At 39.0% G+C, this 17,712-nt stretch carries 17 protein-coding genes; 10 read left to right on the top strand and 7 right to left on the bottom strand.

What is annotated here, in order from left to right; translation table 11 throughout:
* Positions 1–18 precede the first annotated feature (18 nt).
* From DW025_RS05790 to DW025_RS05770, 5 genes are read left to right on the top strand one after another with little or no spacing between them, the layout of a single operon-like run.
* Positions 19–1,137, top strand: coding sequence for an ABC transporter substrate-binding protein (locus tag DW025_RS05790; RefSeq protein WP_119999149.1), 1,119 nt, complete (start codon positions 19–21; stop codon positions 1,135–1,137).
* Positions 1,121–2,122 (top strand): FecCD family ABC transporter permease, encoded by a 1,002-nt coding sequence (locus DW025_RS05785; RefSeq protein WP_119999147.1) that lies wholly within the window; start codon positions 1,121–1,123, stop codon positions 2,120–2,122. Before DW025_RS05790 ends, DW025_RS05785 begins: the two co-directional genes overlap by 17 nt.
* Positions 2,119–2,943 (top strand): ABC transporter ATP-binding protein, encoded by an 825-nt coding sequence (locus tag DW025_RS05780; protein WP_118757652.1) that lies wholly within the window; start codon positions 2,119–2,121, stop codon positions 2,941–2,943. Before DW025_RS05785 ends, DW025_RS05780 begins: the two co-directional genes overlap by 4 nt.
* Entirely contained in the window at positions 2,940–3,275 is a 336-nt protein-coding gene (locus DW025_RS05775) for a winged helix-turn-helix domain-containing protein (RefSeq protein WP_022216050.1), read from the top strand. Before DW025_RS05780 ends, DW025_RS05775 begins: the two co-directional genes overlap by 4 nt.
* A complete protein-coding gene (locus DW025_RS05770) occupies positions 3,208–4,290 on the top strand; it encodes an NTP transferase domain-containing protein (protein ID WP_242992594.1) in 1,083 nt (360 codons plus the stop codon). The genes DW025_RS05775 and DW025_RS05770 overlap by 68 nt, the downstream gene beginning before the upstream one ends.
* A gap of 84 nt (positions 4,291–4,374) precedes the next feature.
* Here the strand turns inward: DW025_RS05770 and DW025_RS05765 are convergent, their stop codons facing one another.
* The 5 genes from DW025_RS05765 to DW025_RS05745 form a co-directional block, all read right to left on the bottom strand.
* Positions 4,375–5,067, bottom strand: coding sequence for a hypothetical protein (locus DW025_RS05765; protein ID WP_004853247.1), 693 nt, complete (start codon positions 5,065–5,067; stop codon positions 4,375–4,377).
* A complete protein-coding gene (locus tag DW025_RS05760) occupies positions 5,064–5,624 on the bottom strand; it encodes an RNA polymerase sigma factor (RefSeq protein ID WP_044998344.1) in 561 nt (186 codons plus the stop codon). Before DW025_RS05760 ends, DW025_RS05765 begins: the two co-directional genes overlap by 4 nt.
* A 185-nt stretch (positions 5,625–5,809) precedes the next feature.
* Positions 5,810–6,040 carry a type III toxin-antitoxin system ToxN/AbiQ family toxin gene (locus tag DW025_RS05755; protein WP_015534180.1) on the bottom strand — a complete coding sequence of 77 codons (231 nt, stop codon included), beginning with the start codon at positions 6,038–6,040 and terminating at the stop codon, positions 5,810–5,812.
* A gap of 261 nt (positions 6,041–6,301) precedes the next feature.
* Positions 6,302–6,757 (bottom strand): DUF3021 domain-containing protein, encoded by a 456-nt coding sequence (locus DW025_RS05750; RefSeq protein WP_004853253.1) that lies wholly within the window; start codon positions 6,755–6,757, stop codon positions 6,302–6,304.
* Between the two features lie 11 nt (positions 6,758–6,768).
* On the bottom strand, positions 6,769–7,215 hold the full coding sequence (locus DW025_RS05745; RefSeq protein WP_004853256.1) for a LytTR family DNA-binding domain-containing protein: 447 nt from the start codon (positions 7,213–7,215) through the stop codon (positions 6,769–6,771).
* A 745-nt stretch (positions 7,216–7,960) separates the two neighbouring features.
* On the opposite strand from DW025_RS05745, the gene DW025_RS05740 reads away from it, so the two are divergent.
* From DW025_RS05740 to DW025_RS05725, 4 genes are all read left to right on the top strand, one after another.
* Complete coding sequence (locus DW025_RS05740; RefSeq protein WP_119999145.1) at positions 7,961–9,352, top strand: condensation domain-containing protein; 1,392 nt, start codon at positions 7,961–7,963, stop codon at positions 9,350–9,352.
* Between the two features lie 59 nt (positions 9,353–9,411).
* Positions 9,412–9,660, top strand: a complete 249-nt coding sequence (locus DW025_RS05735; protein ID WP_015534183.1) for an acyl carrier protein — start codon at positions 9,412–9,414, stop codon at positions 9,658–9,660.
* A 68-nt stretch (positions 9,661–9,728) separates the two neighbouring features.
* Positions 9,729–11,288: an AMP-binding protein gene (locus tag DW025_RS05730; RefSeq protein ID WP_119999143.1), complete on the top strand. Its 1,560-nt coding sequence runs from the start codon at positions 9,729–9,731 to the stop codon at positions 11,286–11,288.
* A gap of 94 nt (positions 11,289–11,382) precedes the next feature.
* Entirely contained in the window at positions 11,383–11,961 is a 579-nt protein-coding gene (locus tag DW025_RS05725; protein WP_119999142.1) for a TetR/AcrR family transcriptional regulator, read from the top strand.
* Between the two features lie 56 nt (positions 11,962–12,017).
* Here the strand turns inward: DW025_RS05725 and DW025_RS05720 are convergent, their stop codons facing one another.
* Together DW025_RS05720 and DW025_RS05715 are read right to left on the bottom strand one after the other, a co-directional pair.
* A complete protein-coding gene (locus DW025_RS05720) occupies positions 12,018–12,590 on the bottom strand; it encodes a helix-turn-helix domain-containing protein (RefSeq protein ID WP_119999141.1) in 573 nt (190 codons plus the stop codon).
* A 159-nt stretch (positions 12,591–12,749) separates the two neighbouring features.
* Complete coding sequence (locus DW025_RS05715; protein ID WP_119999139.1) at positions 12,750–16,472, bottom strand: AAA domain-containing protein; 3,723 nt, start codon at positions 16,470–16,472, stop codon at positions 12,750–12,752.
* Positions 16,473–16,675: 203 nt separating this feature from the next.
* Between DW025_RS05715 and DW025_RS05710 the strand changes: the two genes are divergently transcribed.
* Positions 16,676–17,134 carry a hypothetical protein gene (locus tag DW025_RS05710; protein ID WP_117483095.1) on the top strand — a complete coding sequence of 153 codons (459 nt, stop codon included), beginning with the start codon at positions 16,676–16,678 and terminating at the stop codon, positions 17,132–17,134.
* Positions 17,135–17,712: the final 578 nt, after the last annotated feature.

Genomic DNA, 17,712 nt, shown 5'->3' with positions numbered 1-17,712 from the left:
GAAAGGAACATTGAATTCATGAAAACAACTTTTAAAAAGCAACTATCTATCATCCTTATCTGTACTATGCTGGCAGTACTTACAGCCTGTGGTACAGACAGTGCTACGACAACACAGAGTACTACGGAAAGCACCACAGCTGCTTCAGTATCCGAATCAGCTTCCAGTGAAGAAGTATCTGAAGAATTATCTTCTGAAGAGTCTTCCACTGAAGCAAATGCTGAACAGACTGTCTACCCTGTAACAGTTACTGACCAGGCCGGCCGTGAAGTTACAATTGAAAAAGAGCCATCTTCTATCGTGAGCGGCTACTATATTTCTTCAAGCCTTCTGATCGCTCTTGGTCTCAAGGATAAGGTTGTCGGTATTGAAGCAAAAGCAGACAAGCGCCCTATTTATAAGCTTGCTGCACCAGAACTGACTGAGCTGCCGAATGTTGGAACTGCCAAAGAATTCAACCTTGAGACATGTGCTGCTCTTTCACCTGATCTGGTTATTCTGCCAATGAAGCTGAAGGATGCAGCCCAGAGCCTGACAGACCTCGGTATAACAGTACTGCTCGTCAATCCTGAAAGTCAGGATCTTCTGACAGAAATGATCAACACCATAGCTACGGCAACTAACACCAACTCAGAGGCTGCAAAGCTGCTCGCATATATAGATTCTCAGAAGGATATGCTTACTTCAGCTCTGTCTGGCGTAGAACCTGAAAGTGTATACCTTGCCGGCAACTCATCATTCTTGTCTACTGCCGGTCCTTCTATGTATCAGTCAAGCATCATAGAGCTTGCCGGTGGAAAAAATGCAGCTGATTCTATCACAGACACCTACTGGGCCGAGATAAGCTATGAGCAGCTTCTTGCATGGGATCCTTCTTATATAATAATCGCATCGGATGCCGAATATACAGTAGATGACGTAATGAACGATCCAAACCTTGCAGAATGCACTGCTGTAAAAAACAGCCACGTATATGCTATTCCTGGAGACGTGGAAGCATTGGATAGCCCGGTACCTGCAGGAATTCTGGCATCTGTATGGCTTGCAGGGATCCTTCATCCTGATCAGGTATCAGCTGACACATATACAACTGAAATGACAAATTATTATGAAACATTCTATGGAATCAACAACTAATAACAAACGTAAAAATAAAAACAAAGCAACAATAACTATTATACTGGGAGCTGTCATTCTGGCAGCTCTCAGTATATTTTCTTTTTTTGTCGGAAAATATCCTCTTACACTTAATGGATTGCTGCAAGGTGATGACATGCAGTGGCGTGTATTTCTCACGCTTCGCGCAAGCCGCGGAATCATCGGCTGTATAGGGGGATTTGTTCTCGGCATAGCAGGATTTGTATATCAGACTGTCTTTAAGAACCCATTGGCTTCTCCAGACATCATAGGTGTATCCTCAGGTGCAAGCGCCGGTGCCGCATTTGGCATTCTGTTTTTGTCCGGGACAATGTCTGTAACCATATCTGCTTTTGCCGGAGCCATATGCTGTGTGATACTGGTTCTGCTTCTGTCATCGCTGACATATGAGCGTGATGGAAAAAGCATAGTACTGGCAGGCATAGCAGTACACAGTCTTGCCCAGACCGCTCTTGTATGTCTGAAGCTGACTGCCGACCCTGAAAAACAATTATCATCAATTGAATACTGGATCATGGGAAGCCTTAATGGCATAAGTATATATTCCATTGGTTCAAATGTAATACTGTGCGCTGTCTGCCTGCTGATAATGTTCCTATTGTACAGGCAGATCATAATGCTCTCCCTTGATGACGCAGAGGGCAAAATGCTTGGTGTGAATGTTAACCAGATACGAATGCTGGTTCTTTTGATCGCAACCCTGGCAACTTCAAGTGTGATCAGCATGACGGGACTTATCAGCTTTATCTCTCTGCTTGCTCCGCACGGAGCCAGAATGCTGCTCAAAAATAACCGCTTATCAACTATGCTTCTAAGTGGTCTTATAGGTGGATGCCTTCTCACTTTCGGTGATATACTTGCCCGCAGTGTATGTTCCACAGAACTACCGGTCAGTATATTCACAAGTATCATAGGAGCACCATTTCTTATCTATCTATGCATAAGGAGGAAACCTGTAAAATGAGTATATTAAACATACGCAATCTGTCAGCCGGCTACCACCACAGCAGCCGCACCAGCACCACAGATGTGCAAAATGTGATAAATAATATCAGCTTTTCTGCAGAAGAAGGTACAATTGTTGGTATACTTGGCGAGAATGGCTGTGGCAAAACAACCCTTATCAAAGCAATCGCCAATTTGATTCCGCATAGTGGCTGCTGCGAGTTAGATAATCTCCAGCTGGAACATATGCCTCACAAAAAACTAGCACAGCTATGTGGATATATCCCTCAAAAAAGCGGCATATCCATAGACATATCTCTCTTAGATGTTGTCATGATGGGATTTAACCCAGAGCTTAAGCTTCTTCAACCCCATACTGAGGCCATGAAAGAAAAGGCTTATAAAGTTCTTGCAATGGTCGGACTTGATTCACGGATAAACGATAATTTTCAGACATTGAGTGAGGGTCAAAAACAGCTTGCCCTGCTGGCACGTACATTTGTGGCAAAACGGAAGCTTTTACTCCTGGACGAACCGGAAAGTGCACTGGACTTCAGGCTGCGTTACCAGATCATGAACCTTCTGTGCAGCTATGTTGAACAAAACCTCGCGGTGTCTCTGGTAACGCTTCACGATTCATCACTTGCATTAAATTACTGCAACACTCTTCTGGTTTTATCTGAATCCAAACTGATCGGTGAAATATATCCTGATAAAACACCCATTGAGGAAATGGAAATGCTTCTGTCCAAAGTTTATGGTACAATCAGTATCAGAGAACTTCGCAACCGTCAGGGAAAGCGCCAGCTTGTCATGATGAAGGAGGATGATATGCATTGAGAGCTGCTATTAAAATAACATTTTTTGATGATAATGATGAGAAATTCTTTGGTGAAGGTCCATACCGCCTTCTTTTGGCTATAGAAAAAACCGGTTCTCTCCGCTCCGCATCCCAGTCAATGGGGCTTGCCTACAGCAAAGCATTCCGCATGATAAAAAACGCTGAAGAGGCGCTGGGATTTTCACTTACAAGCCGCCAAGCAGGTGGCAGGTCAGGTGGGGGGAGCACGATAACACCAGAGGGAAAGGAATGGCTGAAAAAATATGAACAATATAGAGAAGCCTGTATTCAGGCCGGAAGCAAATTGTATATGGAGATCTTTTCTGACTAGCAAAAAGAAACATATCGTTATTACCGGTGACAGGAAAAGTGGCAAATCAACACTTCTCTCTTCACTTTTCGACAGACAAATGCCCGGAATTACATCATGGGCCGTCCCAAAAGAAGGCGTGTACATGAAAAATAACTCTAGCGGTGAAGTTGTACGTATCGGCAAATTCTGCTCTGATGCCACAGGTTGCGAGAACCTCATGCAACCCATTAAAGATGCCTTTAACAGCACATGTATTGCATTTTTAGAAAGCCTAGCAGACACAACAGCACCATGGATTACTGTAGACGAAATTGGATATCTTGAAAACACATCATACGATTATCAAAAAGCTTTCGAAAGGCTCATGAATAAAAAGCGGATCATTATGGTTGTTCGAAAACAGGATCTCTCATTTCTGAACCGGCTGTGCAGCCATAAGGATGTGTTCCTTGTTGACCTTGACAGACCATTTGGCAATTCCGGATGTATCATCATGGCTTCAGGGCAGGGAAAACGCTTTGGCAGCAATAAGCTCATGGCTGAATATCACGGACAGCCGCTCATAAAGTGGATACTTGATATAACAAAAGATTTGTTTTCCAGGCGACTCGTTGTCACCATACACCAGGATATTGAAAAGCTTTGCACAGAATATAGTATACCGGTAATCCTTCACTCCTCACCATATCGGAATGATATGATCCGTCTTGGTCTGGATACAATTGGTTCCTATATTGACCGCTGTGCTTTTATTCCTTCCGATCAGCCACTCATAAAGACGGAATCTATAGCATCACTATTATTATGTGCAAAAAATGAGACATCATATATATGGAGAACGTGTTATGACAAAACTCCAGGATCACCTGTGATATTTCCAAAAGAATATTTTGATGAGCTTATGTCTCTCCCACAGGGAAAAGGCGGGAATGTCGTTGTCCACAGTCACGAATCTCAGGTAATGCAGCTACCCGTCACCAACAAAACTGAATTGATGGACATTGACACACCAGCAGATATGGCGCGGCTGTAGGGACGTTCCTTCTGTCACCAAGAGTGTCCCTCTGTCTTATTCGTTACAGGGGGACACTCTTGGTGACAGAAGGAACGTCCCTGATTATTCTTGGATTTGACTCAAATCAAATGCACCGTTCTCAATCAACTTCAAAATTGTGTCTACCAAGTTGTTTTTTACAGTTTCACTTTCATTTTCAACGCCAGAATACTCTACATAAATAGTGTTCTCTCCCATATCAAAGGTTGCATAATATATTACGGTTTTGATACCTTGACTATTTGACTTTGTTACGAAATATCCTGCATTGATATCAACGCCGTCTACACTTGAAGTGATTGTATTTCCATCAATGATAGTATCTAATAGATTTACACCCTGTTTAGATACTACCATTCTTGTATCACCAATTTTTCCCTCAAGACCCAGAATATTATGATTGTCAGCATCAAAGTAAGCATCTGCGGTAACAGGCAAGTCTGCAAAAAGCATTTCAATCTCAGCATCGCTCAAGGGCCTTGTTGTTACATTTAAGTTAATTGAAGATTGTGATAAGTCATTTTTAACAAAAGTAATTGTTTCTCCACCATCCAGCGTGGCAATATCGTTTTTTGTACCAAACAGATTGCTTTGAAAAACTCCCACTCCAATCACAGCAACGAGTACGAAGCAAGCAGCAACAGACACCCATTTTTGCCGATTAGTTATTTTACTTGTTTTTTTCATAGGTTCAGCCTCCTTAATATACTGATTATCGACATTTCCCAATGCCCTTAAAAGTTTCTTTTCTTTCATACAGAGATACCTTCTTTCTCTAACAATTTTTTAAGTTCGTTCCTTGAACGAAATAATGACATCTTGATTTTGCTCTCGCTCATATCATATTCCGTTGCAATTTCTTTAATGGGCGATAAGTACCAATATCTTCTCATAAAGATTTTTCGCTGTTCTAATGACAGGGAAGAAAGAAAGCGGTTGAGAATATCCGTTAGAGCAATTTCTTCAACAATGTTTTCTGTACTATCCAACGATGGTATGCACTCTTGTATTTCATCAAGAATCAATGGCATTTGCCCGCCATTACGTTTCTTTGCATTGAGCAGTTCGTACCTGTCCAAAGATAAGTTGCGAGTAATCTTCCCTAAAAAAGTTTTTAGGACAGATGGACGGTTAGGCGGTATGCTGTTCCAAGCTCTTAAATAAGTATCATTTACACATTCCTCGCTGTCTTCGTCATTGTGAAGAATATTAAAGGCTATGTATCTGCAATACTTTCCGTATTTTTTTGAAGTTTCGGATATAGCAGCTTCGGAGCGCTCCCAATATAAATCTAATATCTGCTTATCATCCATAGGCTTCTCCTCCTCCTTTGTATTAAGGCCTTTCACTCTAATAGACGGGGAAAATGTGTCAAGCGTCACTTAAATTCAAAAGATATTTATTCAAAGATTAGCTTTCATTTTTTGAAAGAATATAATAAAACAGCAAAAGACATACACCAACAAGTCTCTTAATATTCAATGCGGAAAATTACAATTCATACAATCTTTTTGAAATCAATTTTATCCCTCATTTTTTCATGCTTTTCCTTTGGCTTAGATAAGGGAACACAATACTTATGTTCATTACAAATAACAAGCACTCCAAGAAAAGGTCGCTCGTCCTTACCAATCTGAGGAGATACCGATAAAACTCTGTCATCTATATTATGTAAGTTTCTGATGTATTTCATATCAATACGATATACTTCTAATGGTGCTTGAATCATTCATTTCTTCTTTAAAATATTTCAAGGACTATGTTTCCATAGTCCTTGAATGTAGTGTCACCGTAGCGACCCTAACGCTTTTTGAACGTCCACTTATCGGCAGGACCCTCCTTCAATATTATTGAACCAAATGCCATTCTTTTGTCAATGAATTTCTAAAAATTCATAATCTTTTTATATTTAGCACAAATCATTTTTCAGCCTCGTAGAGCGAAATACACCCACCGCACAAATCTTCGATTTGTACTCTGTGTATTTCGACTAATTATTCTTTTGAATGCCTTCTTTTATCTTATAAATACGTATCTTCCAAATCAAATATTGTACTATCCAAACTACAACAAATATTGCAACAAAAATAGCAAAATAGCTTAATACACCTTTAACAGAATGCTCCATCCATTCGCAAATATATGCAACTGTCATCATAAGTACAGATACAATTCCAAAATAAATGCTTGTTTGTTTTAATAAACTCCACTTATCTATTTCCCAGATAACAGATGCTCCTGCAAATCCTGCTCCAAGAACGGCACTTAAAACAGTCTGTATGATAATCGCTGTTACCTCATTGCCAAATCGTTCAATCAAACTCGGAACACATGAATAGTAACTACCATCACCGATTGCAAGTGAAATTCCAATTGTAATCAAATAACTAATTACAATTCCACCCAATAATCCAACAAATATTCTAGAAAATAATTCTTTTTTCATTTTTAGTCACCTCATAATCCTAATACTTTTTTGATCTTTGAAACATATCTTCTGGAAACATAACTTACAGTCCCATTCGATAATTCCATACAAATTGTTCCTACAAAGCTTAAATCAAGGCTTTTAACCTTCTTAAGATTCACAATTTCTGAATTTGATATCCTTACAAACTTACTGTTATCCAATCTTTCTTCCGCTTCATATAGTCTCAATCTAATTTGATACGTACCATTGTCTGTTTGGGTAAAAACTTTACTGTCTTCTGCGTAAATCTTTACTATGTGATCCGGATCTAATAGTTCGACCTTATCCTCTCTGATACCGGAAATAATTGTTGGAGCATCATCTAATCTGCTTACAAAATCAACAACTCTGTTAACTTCTTCCGTCATCTGTGCTGTTGTAATCATAATTTCAGGTTCTTTAGCTTCCGCATCGATATTAATATTCAGTTTCATGATTTTCCTCCTTTCTTGCTTTGTAGTATATCTGGATTAGGATTATTATCTATACTTTATCAATAGGTGGTAATTTTTTCTACCTAACTGGTCAAAAACAATGTTTTCGCAGTTGATTCCTTCCCTTGTTTTTTCCCTTATGAGGGTTCATAAACAAGGGTAAAACGATATAACACAATACAAGATGTGACGGGGAGGACACCCACGAAAATTTTAGTATTTTCAAGGGTTTGCCGAGATTTCTATAACCAAATATAACAGTTATTAAATTTCTTAAAATACCTCAAGTGAGAATTCAAATTTATCGCTCTGATTTTAATGCATTGTACCAAGTCGCTAGCGCGACGGCTCGCCCCAGTTACGTGAAAATCACCACTTTTTTAAAAAGATAGCAGTTTTTGTATTTATATAGTATTGTTGAGATACCCCTACCTTAACAAACTACACAATTACATCAACTGCTATGAATAGTTTATCATTTATTTTAGGTTTCAACAATCATATACTTTATTTTTTATCCAGATCACCACCTGTTTTGAATACATGTAGGGACGTTCCTTCTGTCACCAAGAGTGTCCCTCTGTCTTATTCGTTACAGGGGGACACTCTTGGTGACAGAAGGAACGTCCCCGATTTCCGGTCAATTTCATCTAAAGTGTCCATTAGCGGATCCGGCATATTGAATCCTCATCTTTCTTATGATAACTTTTCCCACAGCGTATCAGAACATCAGGAGGAGTAAATTATGCCAAGAAAATATTATCCATTAACACCTTCACAAAAGATACATTTCAAACCAATTATTGAATTTGGCACTCAGCAAGTCGCAAATATAAGCATTTGTATGACTCTGCAGGCGCCGCTTGATTTTGGTCTGCTGAAAAAATGCATACAACTGGAATACGAGAGATACGAATGCCTGCGAATCCGTTTTACAAAAGTTGACCCAAATGGAGAGGTACGGCAATATGTTGTTTCTCACGATGACAGAGATATTGATTACGAAAACCTTTCATGGCTTTCCGGTGATGACGCTTATCACCGCATGGAAGAATGGTCCAGAATTCCGTTTGACGGGGACAATATTCCAATGAATGTGATAAAAATGATCTCGCTTCCGGGTGGCTACAATGGGCTGTACATCAAGATCGATCACAGACTCATGGATTCATGTGGAGCTATCATCATGGTGAATGACATCATGGAACTGTACTGTCATTACAAATTTGGCACGCCTTATCCTGAGGACATGGCAAGTTTCACTGACATGGTCGAACGTGATCTTAAAAAAAGCACAGACGAAAAACGTGTCTCAAAAGACCGCATGTACTGGCAAAATGTGCTGGAGGAAAATGGAGAACCTATTTACTCCGATATACAGGGACAACGGATACTTCAGGAAAGCAGACGCCTTCACAATGACAAGTCACTCCGCGCTGCAGATCAGGAAATTAACAACCTGTCTGTCGCTACAAAGAACTATCATCTGGATGCTGAGCCAACCCAGAATCTTCTGGATTTTTGTATGAACAATCACATATCCATGACCAACCTCATTCTCATGGGAATACGAACTTATCTCTCCAAGGCAAATGGCGGACAGACCGACATTTCCATAAGGAATTATGTTTCAAGACGTTCCACACATGCCGAGTGGGTATCAGGTGGCTCTCGCGCAATGGCATACCCTTGCAGAACCATCATTGATCCGGACACAGAATTTCTGGATGCAGTTTTCATGATTCAGGATGTTCAGAATCATGTATACCGACACTGCAATTATGACCCGGAACTTTTGTCTGACCAGATGAAAGAAATGTTCCACACTCCTCCACACACTACTTATGAGAGCGTGGGGCTTACTTACCAGCCTCTTCCTATCAGGCTTAAAAATCCGCATCTCGAAGACATTTCCGTAAGGAGCATGTGGATTCCAAATGGTACATCAAAACAAAAGATCTATCTCACCGTCATGCACAGTGCAAATGATCTGGGCCTGAATTTCTATTTCAGATACCAGACCGCAAGCCTCTCCGAACAGGACATTGAACTGTTCTACTACTACCTTATGAAGATAATCTTCAAAGGCATTGCCGAGCCAGAAATGACTGTGGGCGAAATCATCGAATGCATCTGACCATTTTGGGGACGGAGGTTCCTGTCCCTTTTAATTAATTCAATAAGGAGATTTTTAATATGAATACTAATATAACTTTTTTGAACATTGTTGCCGAATACTGCAATACACCAGCTGATGAGATCACTAATGATATGCGATTCATAGAAGATTTGGGCTTTAGCTCCCTTGATTTCATGACTTTTCTCGGCGACCTTGAAGATACATTTGACGTGGAAATCGATGAAGATGAGATCATCAATATTCACACTATAGAAGACGCCATCAAGTACCTTGACAACCTGACAAGCTCTTCTGCATCGGTTTAACATTAAAAATCTGGGACGACGGAGTATGTCCCATTTTGCCTCACATAATAGAAATGGAGATATGATATATGGAAGAAAATATTCTGGAAATTGTTGAAAATAACTGTCGGATACATAGAGATGTAATAGCTGTTAAATATCTGTCTCACAGAGAGATTGTCGAAAAGAGCTACGGAGATCTGTGGGATGACATTCGCAAAACTGCTGTCATTTTGCGAAATAATGGCCTCTGCGGAACACATATTGCACTGGTGGGAAGCAGCTCTTATGAATGGATCTGCGCCTACATGGCTATACTTTTCACGGGAAATACTGCTGTACCGCTGGATGCCAACCTGTCAGCGTCAGAATTACATGAACTTCTGAATAGATCAGGATCAACTGCATTATTCTGCGGGGCATCCAGAAAGGATGTGATAACAGAACTGACAGCAGATTGTCCTAGAATGAATGTTGTATTCACCATGGAAAAGAAAGTCGATATAGAGCATCTGGAGGGTGCAGATTCAAATCCACAATTAGCAATTTTGTCATTTGAACAGCTCCGCAGCGAAATTACCATACCGGATGACTTTGCATTTGCCGATCAGGATAAGGATAAAATGTGTACGCTTATGTATACCTCTGGAACAACAGGCAAAAGCAAAGGCGTCATGCTGTCTCAATTCAATCTCGCACAAAATGTTGAAAATGTATATATAAATCTGGAACCTGGTGTAACTATTCTGAGCGTTCTGCCTATACATCACGCATTCTGCCTGACAATGGAATGGATGAAGGGCATTTCGCTGGGCGCCACTATCTGCATCAATGACTCGTTGCTCCACATGCTGAAAAACATGAAACGGTTCCAGCCGGTCGGCATGCTGATGGTTCCTCTCATGGTAGAAACCATTTACAAAAAACTCAAAGACGTCAACCCTCTCCTTCCTAAAAAGCTGGTTGCCAAGGAAGCATTTGGCGGTAAACTGGAATATATATTCTGCGGAGGGGCATATCTGGATCCTATGTATGTTACCGAATTCAAAAAATACGGAATAGACATACTCCAGGGATACGGCATGACTGAATGCTCCCCTGTAATTTGCTCCAACAATCACAGATACAACAGGCCCGGATCCGTTGGCAAACTCCTGGACAACTGTGCTGTTCGTTTTGTCGATGAGGAAATTCAGGTAAAAGGCACAAGCGTCATGTCCGGATACTACGACATGCCAGACGAGACCGCAGAAGCTTTTCAAGACGGCTGGCTCTGCACCGGAGATCTTGGTTATCTCGACTCCGATGGTTTCATGTATATAACCGGAAGGAAAAAGAACCTCATCATCCTGGCAAATGGTGAAAACATATCCCCTGAGGAACTGGAAGGAAAGCTTTCTATAGAGCCCCTTATTTCAGAAATAGTCATTACCGGCGACGGCAACCATCTCACTGCTCACATATATCCAGATCAGGATTTTGTAGATAAGAAACATATGGATGCAGCCAGGACTTCTGAAAAATTGCAAAAAATTATTGATACCTTCAACAAAAACCAGCCAACATACAAAAGGATCTCGGCACTGGATATAAGAAAAGAGCCGTTTGAAAAGAGTTCGACAAAAAAGATCAAAAGAAATCTCGTATAACAATAGACTCACACGCATTATTGTTGTAACATTGCTGTATTAGATAGCGACAAAACTGCAGCACCAAGCCAGGCAGCAGATAAAGGAGACAGCCATGATCAACTCAACCGATCCCCGATATGATAGAACTGAAAGTGACCTTCTAGATGCATTCAAGATACTTGCAGGTCAAAAGGCTCTGAACAAAATAAGCGTGTCCGAGATAACCAAACTCACAGGTGTGACCAGAAGCACATTTTACAACCACTACGAAGACATGCCTGCTTTCATCAATGCCATGGAAGACCGCATCGTCGATGAAATATTTCAGATCATGAATAGCTTCAAACCAGAAGGCAATCTTGAGATCTGCCACCAGTTCTTCAGGTCTCTATGCGAATACATGAAAGCAAATAAATTTCTCATGATCATCATTGCCACACCTGAGGCTTATGATTTCGTGGAAAAGGCACTGACAATGTTCCACATATACGTGCGATCAATTCTGGAAAAATCCAGCAAGACCGGCCTGGCCCAGGAGAAATACTCATACGCCGTAGCATACGCAATAGGCGGCGTGGTTGGTATACTGCACAAGTTTGCGGTGGATAACTGCCAGGAAAGCAGCGACAAGATGTCTGCTTTCCTGACAGAAGCATTTCTGGATGGTATGAGACCGTATTTGGGGGTGTAGGTCCCCCATCATGGGAATCTCTCCCATATTACTCACATAATACAAGCACTACACAATTAAATGGCTAAAAATTTCATTATATCCATTGCCAATGAAATTAACAGAATAATCAGCAAAACAATCTCTGCATAAAGAATATACGGATGTCTCTTTCTAAATTGACACCCTTTATCAGACAAACCTGTAGTATATGCTATATTCGCAAATTGCATGGCTATAGCAGTTGCTATTCCAAACGAAGTTAACAATAAAAATATATTATATTTATACTCCGTATATGCTGATACACTAAATGCTGCAATAAAACTAAAAACTAAGCCAACAACATCCTTCTTATTTATTTTGTTCAAAATATGACGTTTCTGTTCATCAGAATAATTTGCTATTTTTTTTAAATCATTACTATCCATTTCTTCCTGTTTCCTTTCGCCTTCAATTAGTTCCAGGATCCCTACTTCAAAAAATTCTGATATTTCCACTAAAATTGAAATATCAGGCATATTAATTCCATTTTCCCAGCGTGACACGGATCGGTTTGATACACCGAGCTGTTCTGCCAATTGCTCTTGCGTCATTCCTTTTTCTTTGCGCAATTCCCGAAGCAAGCATCCCATTTTTTCTTGTTGCATTATTATGCCCTCCTTTCAATTTCGATCTTACTATTGTTGTTTAAGCAAATACATGACACAAAGCAAGAATATTCACACATGACACATGTGTCCAAATGGTATTTTATATACATATACATTCATTGATTGTGAAAAATTTCTTTCTTACATAAATAATGTCTAATTTTTATAATAAATTTCTTTTTCCCATGAATATGGTTTAACTAACATTTCATCATCACTTTTACCGTCACAACTATTCTGGCATTTTGATAATATCCCTACTGTGTCATATTTATCCGATATATAAGGTTCCATACAAGATATATTTTTCATATACAATCCAGGATATTTCTTGAATGGAGAAACAGAATGCATGACATTTGAATCCTTTTTCGAAAATACATATAAAACTGAATCACACTGTGCGTGTGCATCCCATTGAGTATATTGTCCCTCAATAATTACGTGACTAATAGATGTCTCATCAAACGCCTCATACTCTACCCTTTCGACACCTGAAGGAATTATTACTATCTCAGCCTTTTTACATGAACAAAATGCTTTATTATTCACTACTTCTATCTCTGGTGGCACAATTATTACTTTCTCATTACTTTGGTATGTTAACAACCTGTTATATCTGATCATATTTCCGAGTTTCGGACATTCTGCATATATTGATATTTGCTCAAAATCAAAAATATCTGGCCAATTTACACATTTAAGCTCTTTACAATTTAAAATTGCCAATTCACTAAAATTACACCTAACATCTGCCTCAAAAGTTATTTTTTCTAGTTGTCCACAATCTGTTATCATTTTTGTTTCAAATCTAGTTACAGTAGCTCCAAACACAATTTCTTTTACCGCATTGTGTGCAATCGCTCCCCTACAAACCTTTTTGCAGCAATTTACATTTATCACTTCATTGTCCCCAGAATAAAACATAAGTGAGTCCTTATATATCCACATACCATTTTGGGGATATGACCAATAACCAAACTTATTCTGATAATTATTTATAAGCATAAATTTATTTGAATTCAAATAATCTACAATTTCGGAAGTCATTTCTCTGATAGCTATCTCATCAGATATATTATCAGCCAAAGCACTATAAAATTCATAATCATCTCCATAATTTGAATAATTATATTTTGACCAATATATCTTTATCCGACCACTATTCCCCTTTGATTTATCAAATGAGGAATATAATCCATCCCTGATATCACCAATCATAACAACTGTGTTAGGTACAACCATATACTTACATTTATTATACCTTAAACTATTCAATGAATTTGGGAATAATCCAACCACTTCACATCCGTCAATTCGCTCAGGAATTAGAACAATGCTTTTTGACAGATTATTATTACTGCAGACAATATTAAGTATATGTATTTTCCCTTTTAATTCTACGTACTCTATAATCCCAGTTTGACATACCTTTTTCTTTACACTCTCTAAATCTATCGAAAAATCCTGGCATGCATCGGTATTCTGATCTATGCTATCATTAAACCATTCTTCTTTACCAAATAGGCAAATCAAAATTTCCACTGCCTGTTTTACATAATTTGGAGATAATCCTGTACTATTTTCCAATATGCGGCTACATCTATACATTACCTGCAAATAATTATCCCCACAACGTATTTCTTCTATAATATTTTCTTCGTATGCCGAAATGATAGCATTTTTTAACGGCTTGTTATCTGGTATTATATCTGCGATTAAGGCGGCAAACCTTCTGCGATCCGTTATTGAATCCGGATATTTTCTTATAAAATCTATTATCTTGGCTTGTTCCTGTGTTAATGCTTTATTCATCATTCCACCTGTTGTATATGGATGATAATACATATCACCATTTGCATCTACTATCTTTAAATATGAGAATATATCAACTTGCAAAATTTTTGCAGACGGATTCTGGGATATAGGTGCGAGCTGTCTAAAATCTCCAACAAACAGGAATTTATCTCTGGCCAAAGTAGCTGCAGCTATTACCTGAGGAACATAAGCCATTGAAACCTCATCAAACATCACCAAGTCAAACTGTCTTTGCTCAAACATCGGATCCACAGTTGCTCTGGATATCGTAGTACCTATCAGCTGCGCCTTATCAACATATCTGCGCTCTTCCTTTCTTATATCGCTTCTAAGCTGTTTTATCTTCAATTCCAGCTTGTTATATTCATCTGTGTGAGTTTTATTCCTTACTCTAAAATCATCTCTTTGTATCAATAATCTATCAAGTTCAGTGGCATAACTATTACACATACTTAATGTGTAAGTAAACGATGTTGCATATGGATGTTTTGCAAGCTCATTATCTCTGACATACCCAAATCTGAGTATTTTCCCATGCTTTAAATAATCTTTCATCCTGTCATCAGGGTTCTTTATAATCTGTTTTATAACGCCATCAACTGATACATTGCTATGTGAAACTATCAAAACCGATTTTCCCTGATATATATAATCTTTTGCAATTTCTGCCATCGTATGAGTTTTTCCTGTTCCCGGCGGTCCCCATATTGACACAATGTCTTCTTGTTGAAGCATTTTTATGGCTGCTTCTTGACCTTTGGGAACTTTGTTTATATCTTTAGAGCTTGTAAGCTTGGGGCCTTCCTCCATAAGCCTAATTGCCAATTTATTAACATTAGGATTTAATGAATTCATCCGCTTATCCAAGGCTTCCAATAGTTTCCAAGGTTCAACCATCATTCTGGCAGAACCAACACGGTCTCCTATATCTCTATCCAGCATAAGCATTAACTGAAAGTCTTCACATGACAGCACAGTTCCAACAGCTCTGACTCCTCCACTTAATTCAACAACGACCGGTGCATCATCAGGCAAATGTATCTCCGTTTCCATTTCAAATGAATACGTATAAACACCATTATCGCTTTTATTCAGTTTTGATCCATTAACAATCTTGTATCTCTTACCCTTTCCCTGCTTTAAATACAAAATCTCCTTATGCAACCCATCTGAATATTCCCTAATATCTGATGATGTATATACTGGTGCTACTACAGGATTTGTCGTTGGATCCATTACACTATCTCTATCTACAATTTCCTGACTTATAGCTTCTCCAGAAACTTTCATAAGTAATCGAACTAAATCTGAAGTTCTCTCATATTCCAAATCACCCATATTATAAATAGTGACAGAAGTTAATGCAGTTGTTCCAGAACTACTAATCTTATATGAAGTAATTATTTTTTTACGGTTACTGCACAAAAATACAAATGATATGTCCGCCTTTGCAGTAAATATCTTCTTATCATTCATTGGAATAGTGGTGGACATCGTCTTTGATTTTCCATGTTTCAGCAATGTGTAATCCATGTGTGATGTAAACTCAGATCCAAATCTATCAGTAATTACACATCTTTCGAGAATAGTCTCCACATCAGTATCCGAATGTGTATATATAAATTTTGAGGTTACTTCTATCCTATCTGCAAACTCTTTGATTACAGGTAAATTCATTTTGAAGTGCAAATTGGAAAAGGATCTAGTTACATCTGGTTTGTATTTTTCTCCAGTATCACTAAGTAATGCATCTGAAAATACACTACTAACAACATCGAGAATACCCTCTCTTACACCGCTTTCTATCGCCTGGTCCATCAAAAATTTTTCTACACGAGAAAGTCCTATTTTTAATTCTTGTTCGTTTTTATACGGAACTCCTATAAATGTTTCTCCTAGTCCGGCTTGAAAAAGCATCTGAACAATATTCTTTTCTGTATCATATTCGGCAAGCAAATCGTTGCAAACAGCCACACTCAGGAGTCGATTTGTCAAGGGGATATTTCGCATTGCAATACGGCTTTGTAAAAACAGAGGGGTGTCAACCCCTCTTGGCTGCATAGTGCTACCTGCCGAAGAAGGCAACCGTCCCCCCCTCGGAGAGCGCACGACTGCCGCAGGCAGTAGCACCGCCCACTTTTGAGTGGTGAGTAAGTGCGCCCTTAGACGGATTAAATTGACTATCCTTTTGAATATTGATATAATGTGAGCGTAAGCTAAATCAAAAATTTCTTAACAGACAAATTTAAGAAGGAGTGATTCAGATGAAAAAGAAAACTAAGACTGTAATTGGTGTTATCCTTGCAGTAGCTCTGGTAGCTGTCTTGGTAGTTGTAGGATTTATGACTTACCTGGGAATTACCTGGACAAACAATCATGAATTCGGAGAATATGTCAGCAAGGAAGGTCCTTGGGGAATGACTGCTACATGGGTATCTGAGGATAGCAGCAGTTATCTCGTTTGCAAAAAGGAGAATGATGAACCATTTGCCAAGGTTACAGCCTATTTTCAGGGGGTGGATGGTTGGCAAGCCTATGAACTGCATGGCAGAGACCGGATTGCTTATCTGAATACTGTGGAAAACGATACAACCATTGATAGCACCAGCGGAAATATGAAATTTGATGGAACTACATTTACCATTACAGATTTAGATAAAGAAATCTTCGGCACAAATGAATTTAATTATGTTATCACTGATAAGGAGTTCAGCCCCGATTAAAGTGCCAGAACTATTCCGATACGGTGGAAACATAACCGATGGAAAAGCGGAAACAGTGTATGCTATTACGTTGAGAACACCCGAAAGCCGAGAAACCAAATAATCGTTACTCTACCAATGGTTTATGTCCATATCGAAAAGGTTGATGTGAGAATAGAATAATTCTGTTCGACTTATTCCGATTATTCTAACAGATTTGCTCAGCACAAGGAACCCTGCGTGGGGGCAGATATATTTGCAAAGGATTTTACATAAAAAGCTGCTGAACAATCCAGAAAAGGAGAGTTTCAGCAGCTTTTTCATACTCTGTACTGTGTGCCCATCAAGAAAATACTGGATTCTATTGATTGACCACCGCCTTTCGGCTGCATACATTCACCACAAATGAGCCGCCAGCCGTTATGTATTCAGGTGGCAGAAACCACCCTTTACAGAGTACATCACAACTTTCTATTTTGGTAAATGCCATACCCATATCTATTTGTTATATCCTTAAAAGCACCTATTAATTCAGTTGTATGCCACATAGAGTATCCCCTCCATTATTTTATCCTAACCCAACATATCCCTAGTTTCTC

It is taken from the genome of Coprococcus sp. AF38-1 (genome assembly GCF_003603945.1).
Lineage (GTDB): Bacteria > Bacillota > Clostridia > Lachnospirales > Lachnospiraceae > Coprococcus > Coprococcus aceti.
Note: the sequence above shows the minus strand (reverse complement) of the source record. Positions and strands in the feature narration are given on the sequence as shown.

Coding starts and splice junctions, on each gene's coding strand:
- DW025_RS05770 (WP_242992594.1), top strand. CDS start 3,208: ATGAACAATATAGAGAAGCCTGTATTCAGGCCGGAAGCAAATTGTATA.
- DW025_RS05730 (WP_119999143.1), top strand. CDS start 9,729: ATGGAAGAAAATATTCTGGAAATTGTTGAAAATAACTGTCGGATACAT.
- DW025_RS05780 (WP_118757652.1), top strand. CDS start 2,119: ATGAGTATATTAAACATACGCAATCTGTCAGCCGGCTACCACCACAGC.
- DW025_RS05735 (WP_015534183.1), top strand. CDS start 9,412: ATGAATACTAATATAACTTTTTTGAACATTGTTGCCGAATACTGCAAT.
- DW025_RS05760 (WP_044998344.1), bottom strand. CDS start 5,624: ATGGATGATAAGCAGATATTAGATTTATATTGGGAGCGCTCCGAAGCT.
- DW025_RS05790 (WP_119999149.1), top strand. CDS start 19: ATGAAAACAACTTTTAAAAAGCAACTATCTATCATCCTTATCTGTACT.
- DW025_RS05740 (WP_119999145.1), top strand. CDS start 7,961: ATGCCAAGAAAATATTATCCATTAACACCTTCACAAAAGATACATTTC.
- DW025_RS05710 (WP_117483095.1), top strand. CDS start 16,676: ATGAAAAAGAAAACTAAGACTGTAATTGGTGTTATCCTTGCAGTAGCT.
- DW025_RS05755 (WP_015534180.1), bottom strand. CDS start 6,040: ATGATTCAAGCACCATTAGAAGTATATCGTATTGATATGAAATACATC.
- DW025_RS05745 (WP_004853256.1), bottom strand. CDS start 7,215: ATGAAACTGAATATTAATATCGATGCGGAAGCTAAAGAACCTGAAATT.
- DW025_RS05785 (WP_119999147.1), top strand. CDS start 1,121: ATGGAATCAACAACTAATAACAAACGTAAAAATAAAAACAAAGCAACA.
- DW025_RS05725 (WP_119999142.1), top strand. CDS start 11,383: ATGATCAACTCAACCGATCCCCGATATGATAGAACTGAAAGTGACCTT.
- DW025_RS05765 (WP_004853247.1), bottom strand. CDS start 5,067: ATGAAAGAAAAGAAACTTTTAAGGGCATTGGGAAATGTCGATAATCAG.
- DW025_RS05750 (WP_004853253.1), bottom strand. CDS start 6,757: ATGAAAAAAGAATTATTTTCTAGAATATTTGTTGGATTATTGGGTGGA.
- DW025_RS05720 (WP_119999141.1), bottom strand. CDS start 12,590: ATGCAACAAGAAAAAATGGGATGCTTGCTTCGGGAATTGCGCAAAGAA.
- DW025_RS05715 (WP_119999139.1), bottom strand. CDS start 16,472: ATGCAGCCAAGAGGGGTTGACACCCCTCTGTTTTTACAAAGCCGTATT.